The organism is Streptomyces sp. NPDC031479 (genome assembly GCF_055581065.1).
Genome location: NZ_JBVIKC010000041.1, coordinates 63067 through 80587, shown reverse-complemented (window position 1 = coordinate 80587; position 17521 = coordinate 63067). Strand labels below are relative to the sequence as shown.

Annotated in this window: 17 protein-coding genes; 11 read left to right on the top strand and 6 right to left on the bottom strand. The window is 73.7% G+C overall.

The genetic code is table 11. The features are described from left to right. Window positions 1-91 precede the first annotated feature (91 nt). The 3 genes from ACZ5D2_RS32170 to ACZ5D2_RS32160 form a co-directional block, all read right to left on the bottom strand. Window positions 92-574 (bottom strand): hypothetical protein, encoded by a 483-nt coding sequence (locus ACZ5D2_RS32170; RefSeq protein ID WP_371675873.1) that lies wholly within the window; start codon window positions 572-574, stop codon window positions 92-94. 133 nt (window positions 575-707) lie between these two features. Next, on the bottom strand, window positions 708-1337 hold the full coding sequence (locus ACZ5D2_RS32165) for a response regulator (protein WP_468934249.1): 630 nt from the start codon (window positions 1335-1337) through the stop codon (window positions 708-710). After that, window positions 1334-2575 carry a sensor histidine kinase gene (locus tag ACZ5D2_RS32160; RefSeq protein ID WP_468934246.1) on the bottom strand — a complete coding sequence of 414 codons (1242 nt, stop codon included), beginning with the start codon at window positions 2573-2575 and terminating at the stop codon, window positions 1334-1336. The genes ACZ5D2_RS32165 and ACZ5D2_RS32160 overlap by 4 nt, the downstream gene beginning before the upstream one ends. A gap of 134 nt (window positions 2576-2709) precedes the next feature. On the opposite strand from ACZ5D2_RS32160, the gene ACZ5D2_RS32155 reads away from it, so the two are divergent. Next, window positions 2710-3798: an ABC transporter permease gene (locus ACZ5D2_RS32155; RefSeq protein WP_468934243.1), complete on the top strand. Its 1089-nt coding sequence runs from the start codon at window positions 2710-2712 to the stop codon at window positions 3796-3798. Further along, window positions 3795-4487 (top strand): ABC transporter ATP-binding protein, encoded by a 693-nt coding sequence (locus ACZ5D2_RS32150; protein ID WP_468934240.1) that lies wholly within the window; start codon window positions 3795-3797, stop codon window positions 4485-4487. Before ACZ5D2_RS32155 ends, ACZ5D2_RS32150 begins: the two co-directional genes overlap by 4 nt. Before the next feature lie 27 nt (window positions 4488-4514). On the opposite strand, the gene ACZ5D2_RS32145 is transcribed toward ACZ5D2_RS32150, so the two are convergent. Both ACZ5D2_RS32145 and ACZ5D2_RS32140 read right to left on the bottom strand, forming a co-directional pair. Beyond that, window positions 4515-5945 (bottom strand): hypothetical protein, encoded by a 1431-nt coding sequence (locus ACZ5D2_RS32145; RefSeq protein ID WP_468934237.1) that lies wholly within the window; start codon window positions 5943-5945, stop codon window positions 4515-4517. A gap of 105 nt (window positions 5946-6050) precedes the next feature. Further along, complete coding sequence (locus tag ACZ5D2_RS32140; protein WP_266843628.1) at window positions 6051-6854, bottom strand: IclR family transcriptional regulator; 804 nt, start codon at window positions 6852-6854, stop codon at window positions 6051-6053. Window positions 6855-7189: 335 nt separating this feature from the next. Here ACZ5D2_RS32140 and allB point away from each other — a divergent pair, with 335 nt between their 5' ends. The 4 genes from allB (at window position 7190) to ACZ5D2_RS32120 (ending at window position 11535) form a co-directional block, all read left to right on the top strand. Then, the gene (gene allB / locus ACZ5D2_RS32135) at window positions 7190-8524 is read left to right on the top strand and encodes an allantoinase AllB (protein WP_468934257.1); all 1335 of its coding nucleotides are present in this window, start codon (window positions 7190-7192) and stop codon (window positions 8522-8524) included. A gap of 2 nt (window positions 8525-8526) precedes the next feature. Then, the gene (gene alc / locus ACZ5D2_RS32130) at window positions 8527-9654 is read left to right on the top strand and encodes an allantoicase (protein ID WP_468934235.1); all 1128 of its coding nucleotides are present in this window, start codon (window positions 8527-8529) and stop codon (window positions 9652-9654) included. A gap of 229 nt (window positions 9655-9883) precedes the next feature. After that, window positions 9884-10501 carry a dihydrofolate reductase family protein gene (locus ACZ5D2_RS32125; protein WP_468934232.1) on the top strand — a complete coding sequence of 206 codons (618 nt, stop codon included), beginning with the start codon at window positions 9884-9886 and terminating at the stop codon, window positions 10499-10501. A gap of 119 nt (window positions 10502-10620) precedes the next feature. Further along, window positions 10621-11535 (top strand): DMT family transporter, encoded by a 915-nt coding sequence (locus ACZ5D2_RS32120; protein ID WP_468934229.1) that lies wholly within the window; start codon window positions 10621-10623, stop codon window positions 11533-11535. 66 nt (window positions 11536-11601) lie between these two features. On the opposite strand, the gene ACZ5D2_RS32115 is transcribed toward ACZ5D2_RS32120, so the two are convergent. Beyond that, window positions 11602-12606 carry a Gfo/Idh/MocA family protein gene (locus tag ACZ5D2_RS32115; RefSeq protein WP_468934226.1) on the bottom strand — a complete coding sequence of 335 codons (1005 nt, stop codon included), beginning with the start codon at window positions 12604-12606 and terminating at the stop codon, window positions 11602-11604. A gap of 183 nt (window positions 12607-12789) precedes the next feature. Between ACZ5D2_RS32115 and ACZ5D2_RS32110 the strand changes: the two genes are divergently transcribed. From ACZ5D2_RS32110 to ACZ5D2_RS32090, 5 genes are read left to right on the top strand one after another with little or no spacing between them, the layout of a single operon-like run. Further along, the gene (locus ACZ5D2_RS32110) at window positions 12790-13800 is read left to right on the top strand and encodes a sugar ABC transporter substrate-binding protein (RefSeq protein ID WP_468934223.1); all 1011 of its coding nucleotides are present in this window, start codon (window positions 12790-12792) and stop codon (window positions 13798-13800) included. Next, window positions 13797-14834: an ABC transporter permease gene (locus ACZ5D2_RS32105; protein WP_468934219.1), complete on the top strand. Its 1038-nt coding sequence runs from the start codon at window positions 13797-13799 to the stop codon at window positions 14832-14834. Before ACZ5D2_RS32110 ends, ACZ5D2_RS32105 begins: the two co-directional genes overlap by 4 nt. After that, window positions 14801-15721, top strand: a complete 921-nt coding sequence (locus ACZ5D2_RS32100) for an ATP-binding cassette domain-containing protein (protein ID WP_468934216.1) — start codon at window positions 14801-14803, stop codon at window positions 15719-15721. The genes ACZ5D2_RS32105 and ACZ5D2_RS32100 overlap by 34 nt, the downstream gene beginning before the upstream one ends. Then, on the top strand, window positions 15718-16896 hold the full coding sequence (locus tag ACZ5D2_RS32095) for an ROK family glucokinase (RefSeq protein WP_468934213.1): 1179 nt from the start codon (window positions 15718-15720) through the stop codon (window positions 16894-16896). The genes ACZ5D2_RS32100 and ACZ5D2_RS32095 overlap by 4 nt, the downstream gene beginning before the upstream one ends. Next, window positions 16893-17498 (top strand): hypothetical protein, encoded by a 606-nt coding sequence (locus tag ACZ5D2_RS32090; RefSeq protein ID WP_468934210.1) that lies wholly within the window; start codon window positions 16893-16895, stop codon window positions 17496-17498. Before ACZ5D2_RS32095 ends, ACZ5D2_RS32090 begins: the two co-directional genes overlap by 4 nt. Window positions 17499-17521 lie beyond the last annotated feature (23 nt).

Sequence of the window (17521 nt, the reverse complement as noted above, 5' to 3'; positions counted from 1 at the left end):
CAAGTACGTCCAGTACGCGGGCTTCCGGTCGGCACGCCGAGAGCACGCACCGGACGCCGCTCCTTCCCCACGGACATCCGTCAGACACCCCCTAGCCGACCGGCTGCCGGCGCCCGCGGAAGTACGCGTTCGACGCCGGCCGGAACATCAGGGCCACGGCCGTCAGGACCGCCCCCACGTGCAGGGTCCGGCTCGCCCCGAAGAGCAGGTCGAGCGCGCCCGCCCGGGCCAGGGCGTCGACGGGCGAGCCCCCGTCGAGCAGGTACCCGAGGGGCTGCAGGACCATCGAGGCGGTCCCCAGCACCCCCAGGCCCACCGCGAGGGAGATCCGGGCCCACCGGGCGCCGCCGCGCATCCGCAGGGCGGCGAAAACGGCGGCGGTGAAGACGACGAGGCGGACCGCCAGGCCCACGCCGATCTCCCCGGCGGAGCCGGTGCCGTCCAGCGACATCCGGCCGACGGCGAGGACGGTCTCGAACGCCCCCGCGCCCACGGCGGTGAGCCACAGCGCGAACGCGCCGCGGACCTCCCGGGGAGCGGTGGAGACGGGCCGTTCGGCTGCGGTGGAGTACATCGGGGGCTCGCTTCCGGGGTCGGGTACGACGACCATCCGATGCTCGCCCCCGGGCCCCGCCGGGCGCCCTCCTGCCAGCCGGTCGGCAGGGGCGGGGGACAGCCCCCGCCCACGGCGTGGGAGAGCCCGCGCCCTACGGCGTACGGATCAGGCGGCGGGTCGCGGCCGCCGCGACCGCCGAGGTGCGGGAGTCCACGCCGAGCTTGGCGTAGATGTGCACCAGGTGGGACTTGACCGTGGCCTGGCTGAGGAACAGCTTCTTGGAGATCTGCAGGTTCGAGAGCCCGTCCGCGACCAGCTGGAGCACCTCCAGCTCCCGCTTCGTGAGCGCCTCCGCCGGGGTGCGCATGCGGTCCATCAGCCGCAGGGCCACCGCCGGGGCCAGTGCCGACTGGCCGGCCGCGGCCGTGCGGACCGCCGCCGCCAGTTCCTCCGGCGGGGCGTCCTTCAACAGGTAGCCGGAGGCGCCCGCCTCCACGGCGGCCAGGATGTCCGCGTCCGTGTCGTAGGTGGTCAGGACCAGCACCCGGGGGCCGCCGGGCCGCGCCGTGATCGCCGCCGTGGCCGCCGAGCCGTGCATCCCCGCCCCGAACTGGAGGTCCATCAGCACCACGTCCACCGGCTCGGACGCGGCCAGTTCCACGGCCCGCTCCGCCGTCGCGGCCTCGGCGACCACCGCGAAGCCCGGTTCGGTGTCCAGTACGGCCCGCAGCCCGGCCCGTACCACCGGGTGGTCGTCGGCGAGCAGGAGACGGATGGTCACGGTGCCTCCACGGGCAACGGCAGGGTGACGGCCACGGCGGTGCCCTGGCCCGGGGCGGACTCGACGGTGAACAGCCCGCCCAGCGTCTCGGCCCGGGCGCGCATCGCCGGCAGACCGAAGCCGCCCCCGTCCGAGGCGGCCGAGGAAGCCGGGGCCGGGTCGAAGCCCCGCCCGTCGTCGACCACGTCCAGGGTGACCGACGTGTCCATGAAGGTCAGGGTGATCCCGGCGCGTCCCGCCCCCGCGTGCCGCACCACATTGGCCAGCGCCGACTGCGCGATCCGCAGCAGCGCCACCTCGTACGGGGTGGGCAGCTCCCGGGGCGTGCCGCTCACCGAGAACCGCACCAGCGGGCCCGGCGCCCCCGAGCAGAGCCGCTCCAGCGCCCCCGCCAGGGAGCCGTGCTCCAGGTCGGGGGGCGTCAGGGCCCGTACGAAGCGACGCGCCTCGGCGAGGTTCTCCTGCGCGGCCTCGCGTGCCCGGGCGATGTGCTCGGCGGCCGGCGAGTCCGCCGGGAGCGTCCGCTCGGCCGCCCGCAGCAGCAGCTGGATGGAGGACAGGCCCTGGGCGAGGGTGTCGTGGATCTCCCGGGCGAGCCGCTCGCGCTCGGCCAGGATCCCCGCGCCCCGCTCGGCGACGGCCAGCTCGGCACGGGTGGTGATGAGCTCCTCGATCAGCTCGCGGCGGCGCTCGCTCTCCCGGTACAGCGCCTGGTATCCCAGTACGGTGGCCACCGCCACCGCCCCGCCCAGCAGCGGCCCGAGGAAGGCCCCCGGGGTCACCGAGCCGCTGTGCGCCAGGAACCCGCCGATCGCCGCGCAGGCGGTCACCACGACGGCGGCGATGCCCCAGCGCGGCCGCAGCAGGTGCAGCTCCAGGAAGTACAGCGGGAAGGCGATCCACAGCCCGTCCGGGGACACCACCAGCAGCGCCGCCCACACGGCGGCCAGGGAGCCCAGCCACAGCGCCGAGGCGGGCGTCGAGCGCCCCACGGCGGGGACCAGCACCCCGGCCGCGTAGACGGCGGCCAGCAGCGCGCAGACGCCGACCACCCACCCGGCCCGCGGCGCGGAGTCGGCGACGGCCCGCCCGGCGGCCAGCGCGAGGAGCCCCGCCAGCAGGGCGTGCAGGCACAGCCGCAGGACGCGGGAGACGGGGGTCGGGGAGCGGAAGCCGGCGCCGGGGCGCGCACCGGCATCGGCACGGGCGTCGGCGCGGGCGCGGGAAGTGACAGACATGGCCCGACCAGCGTAAGTCGACGGCCGGGACCTCCGGTCAACCAAAAGTTCGATGTCGGGATCCCACCTTCGATACCAGGATCCCTACCGTGGCGCGATGCCCGGTGCCCACGTGGAAGACCAAGGTGGGGGACATGTTCGTCGCATGGAGAGACCTACGGTTCGCCAAAGGCCGGTTCGCCCTCATGGGCTCGGTCGTACTGCTCATCACGTTGCTGGTCGGGCTGTTGTCCGGGCTCACGTCCGGCCTGGCGCGGGAGAACATCTCGGCCGTCACCGGCCTGCCCGCCGCCCGGCTGGCCTTCGCCGCGCCCACCGGGGACCAGAAGGTCTCCTTCACCGGCTCCCAGCTGCCCGAGAGCGCCTGGAACGACTGGCGCGCCAGGCCGGGCGTGACGGCGGCGGAACCGCTCGGCATCCGCACCACCAACGCCGTCTCGGGTGAGCGGACCGCCGCCGTCTCCGCCTTCGGCGTCGAGTCCACCGGCCGGCTCGCGCCCGCCGGGGCCGGGCTCGGCCAGGGTCGGGTGGTCCTCACCGAGAAGGCCGCCCGGGAACTGGGCGGGCTCACCGCGGGCGGCAGGCTGAAGGTCGGCCCGCTGGAGCTGACCGTCGCCGCCGTGTCCGGTACCGCCGCCTACAGCCACACCCCGGTGGTGTGGATGGACCTGAACGACTGGCAGCGCGTCGGCAACCCCGGCACCTCCTCCGAAACGGTCGCCACCGTCCTGGCCCTCGACGGCTCCGACGACGTGGACTGGGCCGCGGGCGACCGGGCCACCGGCACCCTCACGCAGACCATCGACGAGGCACTGGGTGCCATAGGGTCCTACCAGGCCGAGAACGGCTCGCTCCAGCTGATGCGCGGCTTCCTCTTCGTCATCTCCGCCCTGGTCATAGGAGCCTTCTTCACCGTCTGGACGATCCAGCGCAGCGGCGACATCGCCGTGCTCAAGGCGCTGGGAGCCTCCACCCCGTACCTGCTGAAGGACGCCCTGGGGCAGGCGGTGGTGATGCTGGCGATCGGCACCGGTGCCGGGACCGCGCTGGCCGCCGGCTTCGGCGCGCTGATCAGCGGGGGAGACGTGCCCTTCGTCCTCGACCCCGCCACGGTCCTCGTGCCCGCCGCCATCATGATCGCGCTCGGGGTGCTGGGCGCGGCCCTGTCCATCCGGCGGATCACCGCCGTAGACCCGCTGATCGCCCTCGGGAGCGCCCGATGACCCTCCTCGTCCACGACGTCACGCTCACCTACCCCGACGGCGACGGCCGCCTCACGGCCCTCGACCACGTGTCCCTGGAGGTTCCGGCCGGGACCCTGACCGCGATCGTGGGGCCGTCCGGCTCCGGCAAGTCCAGCCTGCTGGCCGTCGCCGCCACCCTGGTCACCCCGGACTCCGGCGCGGTCGTCGTCGCGGGCCGGGAGACCACCCGGATGGGGGCCGCCGAGAAGGCGGCCCTGCGCCGGGAGAAGATCGGCATCGTCTTCCAGCAGCCGAACCTGCTCGGTTCGCTCACCGCCGTCGAGCAGCTCCAGGTGATGGCCCACCTCTCCGGCAGGCCCTCCCGGCAGCTGCGCCGCAGGGCCGTGGAGCTGCTGGAGGCGGTCGGCCTGGCGGACAAGGCCGACAGGCGTCCCCACCAGCTCTCGGGCGGCCAGCGCCAGCGCGTCAACATCGCCCGCGCGCTGATGAACGAGCCCACCGTGCTGCTGGTCGACGAGCCCACCAGCGCCCTGGACCACGAGCGCGGGGCGGCCGTGCTCGACCTGCTGGTCACCCTCACGCGCGAGCGGTCCACCGCCACGGTGCTGGTCACGCACGACCACGCCCACCTGCACCGGATGGACCGCGCCGCGACCATCACGGACGGCCGCCTGGTCCAGAGCACGGACCCGGTCTCGGCGGCGTAGCCGCCGGCGCCGTCGCGCGGCCGCCCCTCAGCGGCCGATCGGGGTGGCGCGCAGGAGTTCGAGGCGCTGGCCGGCCAGCTCCAGGTGGCGGGGGTCGAGCGAGGGCAGGGCCCGCAGGAGCCGGATGAGCTCCGGGCCCGCCTCGGCGGCCGCCGCCCGGTCCTTGAGCTGGGTCCAGCAGTACAGGGCGCCCGCGGCGGCGCCCTCGACCTCGGGGGCGTCGGGGGACTGGCGGGCCAGCCGGGTCACCCCGACTCCGGTCCACAGCCGGGTCGCGAGCCGGAAGTCGCCCGCCATGCGGGCGAGGTCGGCGCGGATCTCCGCCCAGTGGATCGCCTCCGGCGAGTCGGGCCCGTACGCCCGCAGGACGTGCGCCTCCCACGCCCGCGCGAGCGCGTCCGCCTCCGGGTGCCGGCCGGCGGTGGCCAGCGCGTGGATGTGCGGCCGGGGATCGCGCCCGCCGCCCGGAAGGTCCTGCGCGCCGGCGCCGGGCCGCTCCCGGTCCGGGCCGTACGGGGCCTGCGGCGCGCGCTCCGGGGCGGGCCGGACCGCGGCCTCCGCCGCGGCGCCCGGCCCCGCGGCCGGGGCGTGCCCGTGCGCGGCCTCCGGCCCCGGCTCCCGGCCGTGTCCGTGGGCGGCCTCCGGCCCGGGTTCCCGGCCGTATCCGTGGGCGGCCTCCCGCCCCGGCTCCCGGCCGTGCCCGTACGCGGCCTCCCGCCCCGGCTCCCCGGCCCCGCGCCCCGGCTCCCCGGCCCCGCGCCCCGGCTCCCCGGCCGGGCGGGCGGCGAGTTCGCGGGCCGTCGGCAGGACGAGGGTGCCCGGCGGGAGCGCGGCGCCGCCCACCGCGAGGGCGTGCAGCCGCAGGTTGTCCGGCCGCCCGGGGCTGCTGCGCAGCTGCTCGATCCACTGCCGCGTGTAGCCGCTCACCCCGTTGCCGCCGCCCGCGAACCCCGGGGGCGCCACCACCCCGTACACCTCGACGGAGGGCGGGGCGGGCAGGCTGCCGTACTCCTGGAGCAGCGGCCAGGCGGCCTTGTCCGCGGCGAGGTCCAGCAGCACGGTGGTCAGTCCGGGCGGCCTCTCGCGCAGCTCGGAGCCCAGCCATTCCCACGGCAGGCCGGTGTGGCGGACGCTGGCCGCCGTGGTTCCCGCCAGGCACAGGTGCAGCCGCCGGCCGCGCCGGTCGACGGTCAGCCGCCCCGACAGGTAGACCAGCAGCGGGCCCGGTGTGGCGGCCGCCGTCCGCAGCCGCGTCAGCACGGTGTTCGGGTCGCGGGCCCCGTCGAGGTAGGTGGTGTCGCTGGGGACCGGGCTGCCCAGCAGCACCGGCACGGGCACCACGCCCAGCGCTGCCAGATTGGCGCTCGGTGCGACCTGGACGGCGCGGCGGCGCACGACGGCGTCCCCGGCTATGAGGAGTACGTGCCCCCGCTGCTGCTCCACCGCGATGCTGTGCATGAGCAGACCGTACTCATTCCACGAAGGCCCCGGTGGCCCCTCGCGCGGGTGCGCGCTCGGGACACCGGGGCCGTTCGGGTGCGGGGCGGCCTCCCGCGGGGCCGGTCAGGCCGGGTTCTGGCTCTGGAGGGCCACCGACAGCTCGGCGGCCACCCCCTGCAGGATCGGTACGAAGGACTCCGCCACCGCCTCGGTGACGCGCCCCGCCGGACCCGAGATGGAGATCGCGGCGGCGGTCGGCGAGTTCGGCACCGACACGGCCAGGCAGCGGACTCCTATTTCCTGCTCGTTGTCGTCGACCGCGTAGCCCACCGCGCGGACCTGCTCCAGGGCCTCCAGGAAGCCCTCGGGGGTGGTGATGGTCTTCTCGGTCGCGGCCGGCATCCCGGTGCGGGCCAGCAGGGCGCGCACCTCGTCGGCGGGGGTGTGGGCGAGCAGCGCCTTGCCCACACCGGTGGAGTGCGGCAGCACGCGGCGGCCGACCTCGGTGAACATGCGCATGGAGTGCTTGGACGGCACCTGGGCGACGTAGACGATCTCGTCGCCGTCGAGCAGGGCCATGTTCGCCGTCTCGCCGGTCTCCTCGACCAGCCGGGCGAGGTAGGGGCGGGCCCACGTGCCCAGGAGCCGCGAGGCGGACTCGCCGAGGCGGATCAGCCGGGGCCCGAGGGAGTACCGGCGATTGGTCTGCTGGCGCACGTAGCCGCACGCGACGAGGGTGCGCATCAGGCGGTGGATGGTCGGCAGGGGCAGTCCGCTGGCGGCGGAGAGCTCACTGAGGCCCACTTCACCCCCGGCGTCGGCCATACGTTCGAGCAGATCGAAGGCGCGCTCAAGGGACTGGACGCCACCGCTGGCGGCGGTGGGCTTGGCGGAAGCGTCGGTGGTGCTGGCGCTGGACGTCGGCACGGCGCGGTCCTTTCGGTGCTGGCAGGCAAGGAAGCAGCCTACCGGTCGGTCGGCGTCAGCCCTAGAGCCGGGGCCTGGCCGTCCCCGCCGGTCAGAGGCGGTTTGTCCGGTGGCGGACGTGCTCGGGAAGTTACCTGCCCGGCATCCGGTGGTGATAGCTACATTCTGGATAGTGAAATCTTAATTCCATCCTGTGGAAACATCCAATTGCGGCACGTCGGGCTGGGTGGTCCGTCCGGCGGCTCTTGACTGGCCCCCGATCGGGGTGAAGACTCCGTCAACAGAACGTTGAATTTCGCTCTGTGGAAGTAGATGGGGAGGTTCCGGTGGCCGACGTGGCTGTGGAACTGGTACTGCGCTCGACGCGCGTCATCACCCCCGAGGGGACGCGTGCCGCCTCGGTGGCCGTCGCCGGCGGGAAGATCACGGCCGTGCTCGCACACGACGCCGAAGTACCGGCCGGAGCCCGGCTGGAGGACTTCGGCGACGACGTCCTGCTCCCCGGTCTGGTGGACACCCACGTGCACGTCAACGACCCCGGCCGCACCGAGTGGGAGGGCTTCTGGACGGCGACCCGCGCGGCCGCCGCCGGCGGCATCACGACCATTCTCGACATGCCGCTCAACTCCCTCCCGCCGACCACCACGGTCGACCACCTCCGCGTCAAGCAGGAGGTCGCCCGCACCAAGGCCCACGTGGACGTCGGCTTCTGGGGCGGCGCCCTGCCGGACAACGTCAAGGACCTGCGCCCGCTGAACGACGCCGGCGTCTACGGCTTCAAGTGCTTCCTGTCGCCCTCGGGCGTGGACGAGTTCCCGCAGCTCGACCAGGAGCAGCTGGCCGCCTCCCTCGCCGAGATCACCGGCTTCGGCGGCCTGATGATCGTGCACGCCGAGGACCCGCACCACCTGGAGTCCGCCCCGCAGAACCCGGGCCCCAAGTACGCCGACTTCCTGGCCTCCCGCCCCAGGGACGCCGAGAACACCGCGATCGAGAACCTGATCGCCCAGGCCCGGCGGCTGGGCGCCCGCGTGCACGTCCTGCACCTGTCCTCCTCCGACGCGCTGCCCCTGATCGCCGCGGCCAAGGCCGAGGGCGTGGCCGTCACGGTCGAGTCCTGCCCGCACTTCCTGACGCTCACCGCCGAGGAAGTCCCCGACGGCGCCACCGAGTTCAAGTGCTGCCCGCCCATCCGCGAGGCCGCCAACCAGGACCTCCTGTGGGACGCGCTCGCCGACGGCACCATCGACTGCATCGTCTCCGACCACTCTCCCTCCACCGCGGACCTGAAGACCGGCGACTTCGCCACCGCCTGGGGCGGCATCTCCTCCCTCCAGCTGGGCCTGCCGGCCATCTGGACCGAGGCGAAGAAGCGCGGACGCACCCTCGAAGAGGTCGCCCGCTGGATGTCCACCGCCCCGGCCGCACTCGCCGGACTGGCCGCCAAGGGCGCCATCGAGGCCGGCCGTGACGCCGACTTCGCCGTCCTGGCCCCCGAAGAGACCTTCACCGTGGACCCGGCGCACCTGCACCACCGCAACCAGGTCACGGCGTACGCGGGCAAGACCCTGCACGGCGTCGTGAAGTCCACCTGGCTGCGCGGACGGCAGATCGCCGACCACGGCACCCCGACCGAGCCCACGGGCCTCCTCCTTGAAAGGCAGAACTGACAGTGGCACAGCGTTCGACTGGACTGGCTTCCTTCACCGGTAACGCGAACCCGTACGGGGGCGGCGACCCGTACGCGGACTACCGCACCGCGGACTTCTCCTTCACCCAGTACGCGAACCTCGCTGCCCGTGAGCTGGGCGCCGGTGTCATCGCCGCCAACGACGAGTTCTTCGCCGAGCGCGAGAACCTCCTCATCGCCGAGGCCCCGCACTTCGACCCCGAGCACTTCGGGCACAAGGGCAAGGTCATGGACGGCTGGGAGACCCGCCGCCGCCGCGGCGTGTCCGCCGAGCAGCCCTGGCCGACCGCCGAGGACCACGACTTCGCGCTGATCCGCCTCGGCGCCCCCGGCGTCATCCGCGGCATCGTCGTGGACACCGCCCACTTCCGCGGCAACATGCCGCAGGCCGTGTCCGTACAGGCCGCCTCGGTACCCGGCTCCCCGACCGCCGAGGAGCTGCTGTCCGAGGACGTCAAGTGGACGACCCTCGTCGAGCGCACCCCCGTCGGCGGCCACGCGGCCAACGGTTTCGAGGTCGACGTCGAGCAGCGCTTCACCCACCTGCGCCTGAACCAGCACCCGGACGGCGGCGTCGCCCGCATCCGCGTCTACGGCGAGGTCCGCCCCGACCCCCGGTGGCTCGCCGCGCTCGGCACCTTCGACGTCGTCGCCCTGGAGAACGGCGGCTCGGTCGAGGACGCGTCCAACCGCTTCTACTCCCCGCCGACCAACACCATCAACCCGGGCCGGTCCCGCAAGATGGACGACGGCTGGGAGACCGCCCGCCGCAGGGACAACGGCAACGACTGGATCCGCTACCAGCTCGTCGCCGAGTCCGAGATCCGCGCCGTCGAGATCGATACCGCCTACCTCAAGGGCAACTCGGCCGGCTGGGCCTCGCTGTCCGTCAAGACGGGCGAGGAGGGCGAGTGGACGGAGTTCCTGCCGCGCACCCGCCTGCAGCCCGACACCAACCACCGCTTCGTGCTCGACGCCCCGGCGGTCGGCACGCACGTGCGCATCGACATCTTCCCGGACGGCGGCTTCTCCCGGCTGCGCCTGTTCGGCTCGCTGACGGAGGCCGGCGCGGCCGCGCACGCCGCCCGTCACCAGGAACTGGGCGGCTGACGCCACCCCGTCCGACGGACCGCCCCGGGGGCCGACACCCCCGGGGCATGAGCCCGCTCCCACGGGGCGCACCGCACGCGGTGCGCCCCGCAGGCGTGTCCGGGCACCCCAGCGGCGGACACGCGGCCCGGGTTCGCGCGCGCCGCACCGACGAGTTCCGGGCGGCGGGGGAGTCTGAACCGGTGCACGGCACACGGGCCGGGCGCCGACACCCAAGGAGCGCAGTGCCATGGGAAAGCTGACCCTCACCACCTTCCTCACCCTCGACGGCGTGATGCAGGCCCCCGGCGGGCCCGAAGAGGACCCCCGCGGCGGGTTCGAGTACGGCGGCTGGGTCGTGCCGTACGCGGACGAGGGCATGGGGGAGTTCGTGCAGGAGGTCTTCGCGCGGGCCGGGGCGTTCCTGCTCGGCCGGCGCACCTACGAGATCTTCGCCGCGTACTGGCCGCAGCACGACGACCCCGCCGACCCGGTCGCGAGCCGCCTCAACCGGCTGCCCAAGTACGTCGCCTCGACCACCCTGAAGGACCCGGGCTGGACCCCCGCCACCGTGGTGGACGGCGAGAACCTCCAGGCGGAGGTCGTCCGGGCCAAGGACGCCATCGACGGGGAGCTCCAGGTGCACGGCAGCGGACAGCTGGCGCAGTGGCTGCTCGCGCGGGACCTCGTCGAGGAGCTGCACCTGCTGGTCTTCCCCGTCTTCCTCGGCACGGGCCGCCGGCTGTTCCCGACCGGCGGGCTGCCCACCGCCTTCGCGCAGGCCGGCTCGCGCACCACGGGCTCCGGCATCGCCATCCACACCTACCGGCCGACGGGCCGCGCCACCTTCGGCACCTTCGCGGACTGAGCCCGCGCGGGGACGGTCCGCAAAACGTTCGACCGGGAAGATCGACTCGGCTAGCGTGAGCCCGCATCCGTGCGAGCCGCCGTCGTCTCCACTCCCTTCCCGCCGTCGGAGCCGCCCCGGTGTCCACCCTCGCCGCCCCCGCCCCCGCCCTCGCTCCCCGCCGGGCCCGGCTCGCGGACCTGCCCGTGCTGCTCGTCGCCGTCGTCTGGGGCGGCAGCTACCTCGCGGCCAAGGGGATCACGGCCCCGCACACCGTGATCGCGGTGCTGGTGCTCCGTTTCGCGCTCGTGCTGCCCGTCCTCGTCCTCGCCGGCCTGCGGCGGCTGCGGGCGCTGAGCGCCGCCCAGCTGCGGGGCGCCGGGGTGCTGGGTCTCGTACTGGGCGGGATCTTCCTGCTGGAGACCTACGGGGTGGTGCACACCTCCGCCACCAACGCCGGGCTGATCATCAGCCTGACCATGATCTTCACCCCGCTCGCCGAGTCCGCGGTCCGCCGCACCGCGCCCCCGGCCGCCTTCCTCGGCGCGGCCGCCGTCTCCGTCGCGGGGGTCGTGCTGCTCACCCAGGGCGCCGGGTTCACCGCGCCCGGAGCCGGTGACCTGCTGATCCTCGGCGCCGCCCTCGCCCGCACCGCCCACGTCCTGCTGATGGCGCGGATCAAGGCGGTCCAGGACGCGGACTCCCTCTCCCTGACCACGGTCCAGCTCGGCGGCGCCGTCCTGGTCTTCGCCCTGCTGGCGGCCCTGCCCGGGACCGGCGACTCGCCCTGGGCGGCCGCCGCCGGCTTCGGGCCGGGCCAGTGGGCCGGGCTGGCCTTCCTCTCGGTCCTGTGCACCCTCTTCGCCTTCTTCGTGCAGATGTGGGCCGTCCGCAGGACCTCGCCTTCGCGGGTCAGCCTGCTCCTCGGCACCGAACCCCTGTGGGCCGCCGCCGCGGGCATCGCCCTCGGCGGCGAGCACCTGGGCCCCCTCGGCCTCACGGGCGCGGCGCTGGTCCTGGCCGGCACCGCCTGGGGACGGCGTGCCGCGGCCTGAACGAATGTCCGGGAATCGCCTCCTGGCCGGGTGATCATCCGCCCTACTGTGGCCCGCATGCCCGCCCTAGAGATCCGGGAGCTCCTCCAGCCGCACGGGGCGGCGCTCGCGCCGGGAGCGCTCGCACGCCTCCGCGATCCGGAACGCGGCCAGCCCCTCCCGGCCGTCGCAGGGGTTGGGCCCCTCGCCGCGCACCAGCTTGACGAAGGCTCCCAGCTCGGCCTCGTAGGCGGGACCGAACCGCTCCAGGAACCCGCCCCAGGGCTTGCTCGCCGGGGGCGGGCCGTGCGGTTCCGTCGAGGCGATCGGCGTACGGTCGTCCAGCCCGGAGGAGACCTGGTCCAGCTCTCCGGCGAACTCCATCCGCACGTCGTAGCCGGCGCCGTTGCACCGGGTGGCGGTACTGCTGACCAGTGTCCCGTCGTCGAGCGTGAGCAGGGCCGCCGCCGTGTCCACGTCACCGGCCTCCCGGAAGGCGGGCGGCCCCGCGTCGGAGCCGACCGCGTACACCTCCACGGCCTCCCGCCCGGTCACCCAGCGCACCATGTCGAAGTCGTGCACCATGCAGTCCCGGTACAGCCCGCCGGAGGTCGTCAGGTACGCGGCGGGCGGCGGAGCGGGATCGGCCGTCGTCGTCCGCACGGTGTGCAGCCGGCCCAGGACACCCGAACGGACCAGCTCCCGCGCGGTGCGGCAGCCCGCGTCGAAGCGGCGCATGAATCCCAGCTGCAGGACCCCGCGCGCGGCGGCCACCTCGCGGAGCACCGCCAGGGTGCGGTCCAGGTCCGGGGCCACGGGCTTCTCGCAGAACACCGGCAGCCCGCCGCGCACCGCGCGGACCACGAGCTGCGCGTGCCCCTCGGTGGAGCAGGCCACCACCAGCGCGTCCACGCCCCAGGTGAAGACCTGCTCGACGGAGGGCGCGGCCGTCGCCCCCAGCCGGTCGGCGAGCCGGGCGGCCCGTGCCGGGTCGGCGTCGGCCAGCAGCAGCGAACCGGCGTCCGGCCGACGGGCCAGCGTGGCCGCGTGGAAGGAGCCGATCCGGCCCGTCCCGATGAGCCCGATGCGCATGCACTCAACGTGGCCCCGTCCGGGGGAGCTGTCAATCTGCCCGCCTCCGTCCGCGGAAGGCCACGATGGTGGCGACGGCCCCGATGGCCTCCCAAGGTCGACTGTGGCGGATACTGGGCGGCTGGACCGGAATGACCACTTTGAGAATCAGTGGCGGGTATGACGAGGGAAGGGCACGGCGACGTGGCTAGGGTTCGGACAGGGGTACGCGTCGTGGGCGCCGTGCTCGCGGTGGTACTGGGAGCCTCCCTCTCGGGCTGCAGCAGCACGGGCGGCAAGCGCGCCGAGGAGCGGGCGAAGGCCGACCGGGCGGGCCGGCCCGCCGTCTCCACGCCGCGCTGGACCTTCGCGATGGTGACCCACGCGGGCGACGGCGACACCTTCTGGGACATCGTCCAGAAGGGCGCCAAGGAGGCCGCGGCGAAGGACAACATCAACTTCGTCTACTCGCACGACGACCAGGCCCAGCAGCAGGCCCAGTTCGTGCAGAACGCGATCGACCAGAAGGTCGACGGCATCGTGGTCAGCCTCGCCAAGCCCGAGGCCCTCAAGGACGTCCTCGGCAAGGCCGTCAAGGCGGGCATCCCCGTGATCACGGTCAACTCCGGATCCGAGCAGTCGGCCGCGTACGGCGCCCTGACCCACATCGGCCAGGACGAGGCGATCGCGGGCGAGGCGGTCGGCACCGAGCTGACGAAGCGCGGCCGCAAGAAGGCCGTCTGCGTCCTGCACGAACAGGGCAACGTCGGCCACGAGCAGCGCTGCGCCGGAGCGAAGAAGACCTTCGGCGGAAGCATGGAGAACCTCTACGTCGAGGGCACCAACATGCCCTCCGTGCAGGCCGCCATCCAGGCCAAGCTCCAGGCCGACCCCTCCGTCGACGCGATCGTCACCCTCGGCGCCCCCTTCGCCGCCACCGCGGTCAAGGCGAAGGACGCGGCGGGCAGCAAGGCCGAGGTGGACACCTTCGACCTCAACGAGGCCGTCGCCCGTGACCTGAAGTCCGGCGCCCTCGGCTTCGCCGTGGACCAGCAGCCCTACCTCCAGGGCTACGAGGCGATCGACCTGCTGTGGCTCTACCGCTACAACGCGGACGTCCTCGGCGGCGGCCGGCCCGTGCTGACCGGGCCGCAGATCGTCACCGCGGCCGAGGCCGCCAAGCTGGAGGAGTACATCAAGCGGGGCAGCCGATGAGCGCCGGTACCGGCACCGCCGACGAACGGCTCGCGCCGGCCTCGCACCTCAAGAAGCTCCTCGCCCGCCCCGAGCTGGGCGCGGTCGTCGGGGCCGCCGCCGTCTTCGTCTTCTTCTCCTTCGCCGCCCCCAGCTTCCTGCAGGCCTCCAGCCTGAGCACGATCCTGTACTCGGCCTCCACCATCGGGATCATGGCCTGCCCGGTGGCCCTGCTGATGATCGGCGGCGAGTTCGACCTCTCCGCCGGCGTGATGGTCACCACCTCGGCGCTGGTCAGCTCGATGTTCAGCTACCAGATGACCGCCAACGTGTGGGTCGGCGTCGGGGTGTCGCTGCTGGTCACCCTGGCCATCGGCTTCTTCAACGGCTTCATGCTGACCCGCACCAGGCTCCCGAGCTTCATCATCACGCTCGGCACGTTCCTCATGCTGACCGGTCTGAACCTCGGCTTCACCAAGCTGATCAGCGGCTCGGTCTCCACCAAGACCATCGCCGACATGGAGGGGTTCTCCTCCGCGCGGGCCCTGTTCGCCTCGCAGTGGAACATCGGCTCGGTCACCCTGAAGGTCACCATCCTCTGGTGGTTCGCCCTGGTGGCGGTCGCCACGTGGATCCTGCTGCGCACCCGCGCCGGAAACTGGATCTTCGCCGTGGGCGGCGGGGCCGACGCGGCCCGCGCCACCGGCGTCCCCGTGGTCAAGACCCGCATCGGCCTCTACATGGGCGTCGCGCTGTGCGCCTGGATCTCCGGGCAGCACATCCTCTTCTCCTTCGACGTGGTCCAGTCGGGGGAGGGCGTCGGCAACGAGTTCCTCTACATCATCGCCGCGGTCATCGGCGGCTGTCTGATGACCGGCGGCTACGGCTCCGCCATCGGCTCGGCCGTCGGCGCCTTCATCTTCGGCATGACCAGCAACGGCATCGTGTACGCCCAGTGGAACCCGGACTGGTTCAAGTTCTTCCTCGGCGCCATGCTCCTGCTGGCGACGCTGCTGAACGCATGGGTGCGCAAGCGGGCGGAGGAGAGCAAGTGAACACGAAGACCGCGCCCGGCCCGCAGACCGGGACCGCCCTGGTCAAGCTGACCGACGTCAGCAAGTACTACGGCAACATCCGCGCCCTCCAGGAGGTCTCCCTGGAGGTCTCCGCCGGCGAGATCACCTGTGTCCTCGGCGACAACGGCGCCGGCAAGTCCACCCTCATCAAGATCATCGCGGGGCTGCACCGGCACGATGCCGGCACCTTCGAGATCGAGGGGGAGGAGACCGTGCTCGCCAACCCGCGCGCGGCCCTGGACCGCGGCATCGCCACCGTCTACCAGGACCTCGCCGTCGTCCCCCTCATGCCGGTCTGGCGGAACTTCTTCCTCGGCTCCGAGCCCACCAGGGGCCGCGGCCCCCTCCGCCGCCTCGACGTCGAGCTGATGCGCGAGACCACCCGCGCCGAGCTGCTGCGCATGGGCATCGACCTGCGCGACGTCGACCAGCCCATCGGGACCCTCTCGGGCGGCGAGCGCCAGTGCGTGGCCATCGCCCGCGCTGTGCACTTCGGGGCCAAGGTGCTCGTCCTGGACGAGCCCACCGCCGCCCTCGGCGTGAAGCAGTCCGGCGTGGTCCTCAAATACGTCGCCGCCGCCCGCGACGCCGGTCTCGGGGTGGTCCTGATCACCCACAACCCGCACCACGCGTACCTGGTGGGGGACCGTTTCGTCCTCCTCAAGCGCGGCGCCATGGCCGGCAGCCACACCAAGGACTCGATCACCCTGGACGAGCTCACCCGGCAGATGGCGGGCGGCTCCGAGCTGGACGAGCTGAGCCACGAGCTGGAGCGGGTGGCAGAATCAGGACGGGACACCTCGGCCGGCACCCCCGCCGGCCCCCCATCCGACTCCGCCTCCGACAGGGACGACACGACTCGATGAGCACGTACCGGGACTTCGCGCTCTCCCACCGGGGCGCGGCGCGGGGCACCGTCCTGCGGACCGTCGGGACGCGCGAGCGCCGCTCGCTGCTGACCGCACCGCGCGTCCCGACCGTCGGCATCGACATCGGCGGCACCAAGGTGATGGCCGGCGTCGTCGACGCCGACGGGGTCATCCTGGAGAAGATCCGCGCCGAGACCCCCGACAAGTCCAAGAGCCCCAAGGTCGTCGAGGACACCATCGTCGAGCTGGTCCTGGACCTCTCCGACCGGCACGACGTGCACGCGGTGGGCATCGGCGCCGCCGGCTGGGTCGACGCCGACCGCTCCCGCGTGCTCTTCGCCCCGCACCTGGCCTGGCGCGACGAGCCGCTGCGCGACGCCCTGCAGTCCCGGCTCGCGGTCCCGGTCATGGTCGACAACGACGCCAACACCGCGGCCTGGGCGGAATGGCGCTTCGGCGCGGGCCGCGGCGAGGACCACCTGGTCATGATCACCCTGGGCACCGGCATCGGCGGGGCCATCCTGGAGGGCGGGCAGGTCAAGCGCGGCCGCTACGGGGTGGCGGGGGAGTTCGGCCACATGCAGGTCGTCCCGGGCGGCCACCGCTGCCCCTGCGGCAACCGCGGCTGCTGGGAGCAGTACAGCTCCGGCAACGCCCTCGTCCGCGAGGCCCGGGAGCTGGCCGCCGCCGACTCGCCGGTCGCGTACAACATCATCGCCCGGGTCGGCGGCAACGTCCACGAGATCACCGGGCCGCTGATCACCGAGCTGGCCCGCGAGGGCGACGCCATGTGCGTGGAGCTCCTCCAGGACATCGGCCAGTGGCTCGGCGTGGGCATCGCCAACCTCGCCGCCGCCCTCGACCCCTCCTGCTTCGTCATCGGCGGCGGGGTCAGCGCCGCCGACGACCTCCTCATCGGACCCGCCCGGGACGCCTTCCGCCGCCACCTCACCGGCCGCGGCTACCGCCCCGAGGCGCGCATCGCCAAGGCCCAGCTGGGCCCCGAGGCGGGCATGGTCGGCGCCGCCGACCTCGCCCGGCTCGTCGCCCGCCGCTTCCGCCGGGCCACGCGCCGGCGCGTCGAGCGGTACGAGCGCTACGCGCAGTTCGGCCTGCGCACTGCCACGGGCCCGACACCGCCCCCGGAACCCAAGGACCAGGACCAGCAGTGACACCGCCCACCTCCCTGCCCAGACAGGCGCCCGCCCCCGAGGCGGAGGACCGCTGCCCGCCCGCCGACGGGGAACGCGGGAGCCGCCGCGAGACGGTCCGGCGCCGCTGGATCACCGCCCTCATCATCCTGCTGCTCGTCGGCGTCCCGGCGGGCTACCTCGCCGTCTCCGCCCAGCAGAGCCGCGCCAGCGGCAAGGACAAGGCGGCCCGGGTCGGAGCGGCCAAGGTACGCCCGGACTGGCCGTCCACGGTGCAGCGCAGCATCTACGAGGTCCCGATCCCCGAGTCGGGGGCCTCCTCCGTCGGCTACCTGGAGACCAACAACTGGCACACCAGCCGGCTGTACGTCCAGTTCCAGGTCACGCCGAAGGCGCTGGACGCCTTCCTCGCCGACGTGGGCACGAGCCGGGCCGCCCTCACCCCCGGCGTGTCGGTCTCCGAACGAGACGCCAAGGTCGCGGGCTGGAGCTGGAGCCCGAAGCACAAGTGGTCCGGGGTCACCGTCGAGGCCGAGGACCCGCGCCCCACCCGGGACGTCACGGTCGACTTCGCCAACCCGCGCGCCCCGCGCGTCTACGTGGTCTCCACCACCGTCCCGTAAACCGCGGGATCTAGGGTGGCCCC

What these genes read in the sequence shown, in the direction of transcription:
- ACZ5D2_RS32150 (WP_468934240.1), top strand. Translation starts at nt 3,795, where the DNA reads ATGACCCTCCTCGTCCACGACGTCACGCTCACCTACCCCGACGGCGAC.
- ACZ5D2_RS32115 (WP_468934226.1), bottom strand. Translation starts at nt 12,606, where the DNA reads ATGCGCATCGGGCTCATCGGGACGGGCCGGATCGGCTCCTTCCACGCG.
- ACZ5D2_RS32095 (WP_468934213.1), top strand. Translation starts at nt 15,718, where the DNA reads ATGAGCACGTACCGGGACTTCGCGCTCTCCCACCGGGGCGCGGCGCGG.
- ACZ5D2_RS32145 (WP_468934237.1), bottom strand. Translation starts at nt 5,945, where the DNA reads ATGCACAGCATCGCGGTGGAGCAGCAGCGGGGGCACGTACTCCTCATA.
- ACZ5D2_RS32160 (WP_468934246.1), bottom strand. Translation starts at nt 2,575, where the DNA reads ATGTCTGTCACTTCCCGCGCCCGCGCCGACGCCCGTGCCGATGCCGGT.
- ACZ5D2_RS32170 (WP_371675873.1), bottom strand. Translation starts at nt 574, where the DNA reads ATGTACTCCACCGCAGCCGAACGGCCCGTCTCCACCGCTCCCCGGGAG.
- ACZ5D2_RS32155 (WP_468934243.1), top strand. Translation starts at nt 2,710, where the DNA reads ATGTTCGTCGCATGGAGAGACCTACGGTTCGCCAAAGGCCGGTTCGCC.
- ACZ5D2_RS32125 (WP_468934232.1), top strand. Translation starts at nt 9,884, where the DNA reads ATGGGAAAGCTGACCCTCACCACCTTCCTCACCCTCGACGGCGTGATG.
- ACZ5D2_RS32105 (WP_468934219.1), top strand. Translation starts at nt 13,797, where the DNA reads ATGAGCGCCGGTACCGGCACCGCCGACGAACGGCTCGCGCCGGCCTCG.
- ACZ5D2_RS32100 (WP_468934216.1), top strand. Translation starts at nt 14,801, where the DNA reads ATGGGTGCGCAAGCGGGCGGAGGAGAGCAAGTGAACACGAAGACCGCG.